Origin of the sequence: Okeania sp. SIO2F4 (assembly GCF_010672385.1) — a bacterium.
Lineage (GTDB): Bacteria > Cyanobacteriota > Cyanobacteriia > Cyanobacteriales > Microcoleaceae > Trichodesmium.
In genome coordinates, this window is sequence record NZ_JAAHGT010000786.1 from 1 (window position 1) to 4681 (window position 4681).

2 protein-coding genes are annotated in these 4681 nt (G+C 36.4%); both read right to left on the bottom strand.

Annotated features, from left to right (window positions below; genetic code table 11):
* A partial coding sequence (locus F6K22_RS32670) for a beta-barrel domain-containing protein (RefSeq protein WP_293107902.1) occupies positions 1-2174 on the bottom strand: 2174 nt, incomplete at its 3' end.
* A gap of 780 nt (positions 2175-2954) precedes the next feature.
* Positions 2955-4681: peptidase domain-containing ABC transporter (locus F6K22_RS32675; RefSeq protein WP_293107903.1), on the bottom strand; the 1727-nt coding region annotated here is incomplete at its 5' end.

Here is a 4681-nt window from a genome sequence, read left to right on the forward strand (position 1 = left end):
TCATTAGTCAAACTCTTAAACTTGCCAGTAAAGCGGTTAAAGAATAACTCTAAAACCGTCCGCTTACCAACATTAATATTTGAGTTAATTGCCATACCATTCTGCAAACCAATCTCCAGATCGTTCTCATTATCCAGAACAAATGTTTGGCGTTCTAAATCAATAGTTGTTTCAAAAGAAAAATAAGGTCTTCCTGCTTCTTGGTCTGGTGGAATAGCATCATCACTAATAGAAATAACTTCCCCAGTTACTGTTCCAAACTCATTTGCTGGTAAAGCCTCAACTTGCACTTCTACAGGTACACATTCTATATCACTTAAATCTAATTTTTCTCGATTTTCTTTCAGTTCCGGACAAGCACATTTTTTACCCGGTTCACATTCAATAACTTCTCCTCCAGCTAACTCTTGGTCGTGATAAGGTTCTAATTTTTTCCGTTTATCATTTAAAGCTTTTAAGACTAGAGCAACATCTTTATTTTGAATATAAACTACTGCCTCTAAACCTTCATCATCATCCAATACTGTCAGTAAAGGTTGAGTTTGTTGTGCCTCATAGGAAGCATCCTCACATCTTTCTGGTTGAATATCTCCTGGTTTCAAAACTTCATTAATAACATATTGACAAATAGAATCTGTTTTTATATCTAGAGAAGATTCTTCTTTACTCACAGGTTGTAAATCAAAAATTACTCCAGAAACTGGTGATTTTAAAACTTGATTATCACGAGTTTCTTCTAACTTTTCAATCTGAGCATTAACCTCAGTCAGTCGCTTATTATTTTCTAGTTGTAAGCGAGTAAACTGAGAATCTATTCTGGCAATTTCCCTACCTTTATTTTCAGCAATTCTGCCATAAAGTTCCCTTGCCCAAGCATCTCTTGTATTTTTTAATTGTTCCTTGGTTCTATTAATAGATACGTTTAAACGTTGTTGTTCTAACCTAGCACGTTGCACTTCTGCTTGACGTGCTTTTACTTCTCCTTCTCGCGCATTAATATCTGCTTGCCTAGAATTAATTTCTCCCTCGCGAGTATTAATTTCTCCCTCTAAAGTATTAATATCTGCTCTCCGAGAATTTACATCTCCTTCTCTAGCGTTAATATCTGCTAACCGGCTATTAACTTCTCCTAATCTAGTATTAATTTCTCCTGCCCTTGATTGTATCTGGTCTTGTTGTCTTAAGAGCTCACTTTCTCCTCGAAATACCTCTTGCTCTTGACGTTTTTTTTGCAGTTCAGCGATTGCTCCTTCTTCCACCAAAGGAGATATTTGTTCTAGAATTCCTTCGTTAGAATCTAATACTTTTTCTGATTTATCTAATTGCCCTTTTGCTAGTTGTAGTTGTTCTTGAGAATATTTTAATTGTGCCTGGGTGTTGTTGAGTTGTTCTCTGGAAAATTTGAGTTGTTTTTCTGCGTTATTTAATTGTTCATAAGCATAAGTTAGCTGTTGCTTACTATTATTTAATTGTTGTTTAGAAAACTGTAATTGTTGTCTAGCATATTGCAATTGTGTTTGAGCTACTCTTAGTTGTTCTGTTGCCGCTTCTTCCTCTTTTTCTGCCTGTTGAAGTTGCTTTTGTAGTTCTGTGATTTGTAGTTCTACGGCACCTACACGGGAATTATATTCAGCTTTGTAGTTGATGTATAATCCTTGTAAACTAGGGTCAACATTGACAAAACTACCCCTGTTTAAATAAAGTTCATTAATTAGAGCGCGGTAGGCTTGATTTTCTGATACTCTAGTTTGTCTTTCTTGGGCAAGTTTTTGTAAATCTGGAGGTAAAGCTGTAGGAACCTTTCCATTTAATACCTCCTTATAGAATTCGTTTTCTCTTTTGAGGGTATCTCTTAATTCTTTTGCAGAACCTAAATCTGCACTAGGAGCAGTAGGACTAAAAGTTAGTAATGGTTGATTCTTTTCCACGCGATCGCCATTTTCTACATGAAGTCTAACTACATTTCCACTGGTAGGAGCTTGCACGTCTATGGAACCATCTTTGAGTTCTAATTGACCTATTGCAGGTACTGCTTGGTCTATCTCAGCAAAGTATGCCCAGATGATGGCTGAACTGGTCATTAACATAATGATCCACAGAAATAGCCTAGATAATATGGCTGGTTTCTCTAAAATTACTGGTTGTTCGTTTAGTGATACTGATTTATCTTGCATTTTTTTTAATAATTAGGGATTAGGGAGTAGGGAGTAGGGAGTAGTAAATAGGAAGCAGGGAGTAGGAAGTAGGTAGGGAGGAAGAAAATAAGGAAGGGTAGAGAGGGAAGCAAGAAGCAGGGAAGAGAGAATAAGTTTTGAAAAAAAAGGAAAAAATGATGGAAATATCTGTCTAATATGGATTGGATAGAGCTACTTTTGAGAATTTAGGTATAGTTCCTATATTACTTCTGAATTCTCTATTCTGAATTCTAGATAGAGCTACTTTTTCAACATCCATTTCCTTCTGAATAATTCAGGAGTTTTCTGCAAACGTTCTGCTACTTTTTAGTTTTATAGCATTTAGTAACCTGCCTCAAACTTCCTGACTCTTTCTTACCTTTAATAATTTAGGTACATTTCCTAAATTTCCCGAATCTTTCTTCTTTCTTACTTCTTAATTCTGAATTCTCTATTCTGAATTCTAGATAGAGCTACTTTTTCAACATCCATTTTCTTATGGACAATTCAGGAGTTTTCTGTAAACTTTCCACTACTTTTTAGTTTTATAGCATTGATAGTTGTTTTTTAAATAAGAATGAGATACTTTTTCGGCTGAAACCGTTTCACAACAATAAATTATCGTCTCAATCTCAACTGAAATAACTATAGTAATCTGCCTCAAACTTCCTGACTCCTTCTTACCTTTAATAATTTAGGTACATTTCCTAAATTTCCCGACTTTTTCTTCTTTCTTACTTCTGACTTCTTTGTTATTCCTAACTCCTAAATTCTAAATTCTCATTGCTGAGATTCTTGTTGTTGATACAGACAGAAATAGCGTCCTTTTACTGCCATTAATTCGTTATGGGTTCCCTGTTCTACGACGGAACCTTTATCCATCATAATGATAGTATTAGCATTTTTTACTGTTGTTAAACGGTGAGTAATAAAGAACACTGTTGTATTGGCAAAAGCCTCAGCTAAGTTCTCACTAACCTGACGTTCTGAACTGTAATCTAAGGCGCTAGTTGCTTCGTCTAAAATCAACAATTTGGGATTTTGTAGAACTGTCCGAGCAATTGCAATTCTTTGCCTTTGCCCCCCTGATAGTGAGCTTCCTCTTTCTCCTACCATTGTGTTGTATCCACTAGGCAAATTCATAATAAAATCATGGGCAACTGCTATCTTAGCTGCCCGAATAATTTCATCAGTTGTTGCATCTGGATTTGTCAAAGCAATATTATCTTGAACTGTACCGTTAAATAGGAGAGTATCTTGTAAAACCACTCCAATTTGACGACGTAAAGAATATAATTCTACCTTTTGAATATCGTATCCATCAACAAAAATTCGACCCGAAAGTGGTGGATATAAACGTTGTAATAATTTCATCAACGTACTTTTTCCCGAACCACTCAACCCAACAATACCGACAAAATAACCGGCAGGAAATTCTAAATTTATATTTGCTAATTGTAGAGGTCCGCTTTGAGTAAATCGGAAAGAAAGTTCCTCAAATTTCACACCCCCATTAATTGGTGGCATATCAATATTATTCCGGTCTTCCTCATCTACTTCCGCCTCAGTATCTAATACATCTCTTAATCGTTCAATCGACATTCCCACTTCTTGGAAACTTTGCCAAACACTAACAAAACGGAGCAACGAACCTGTTACATTACCGGCAATAATTCGGAAAGCAATTAATCCCCCTACAGATAACTGATTATCAATAACTAAATAAGCACCAACCCATAAAAGAGCCAGTCCTGAAAGTTTATTTAAAAAGGTACTAATAGAACTAGAAGTAGTTTGAGTCAGAACAGTATTAAAACTAGCAGTCATAAACTTTGCATACCGAGCCGACCATTCCCAACGAGACCGCAATTCTAAATTTTGTGCCTTAATAGTTTGCACACCGTTTAGTACCTCTACTAGGTATGACTGAGAGTCGGCATAACGTTCTGCTTTTTTCCGCAGTAACCTTCTGACAATAGGAGAGTTAATCACAATAATCCCAGCAAAGAAAGGCATTCCAGCCAAAGCTACTGCCGTCATTAGTGGGTTGAGAGCCAACATCACAGCAATATAAATTACCGAGAATACAGCATCCAAAACCACAGTTAAAGCTGTACCTGTGAGAAAATTCCGAATATTAGCTAATTCTCCAATCCTACCCGTCAAATCACCCACCCGACGATTATCAAAATAGTTGAGTGGCAGACGGAGTAAATGATCAATCACCTCCGAGCTAAGTTTCACATCTATGCGGTTAGTAGTATCTACAAACAAAAAAGTCCGTAGACCTCCCAACAAAGCCTCAAACAAAGCCACACCCAACATTAATATCCCTAAAACATCCAGAGCTTCAATGTTTCGTTGCCCCATAACTTTGTCGATGATTATCATCGTCATTAACGGGTTAACCAAGCCAAATATTTGTACAAAAAATGAGGCAGCTAGAACTTCAAGAAATACTGTGCGATGTTCCATTAAAGAAGGAACAAACCACCAAAAACTAAACA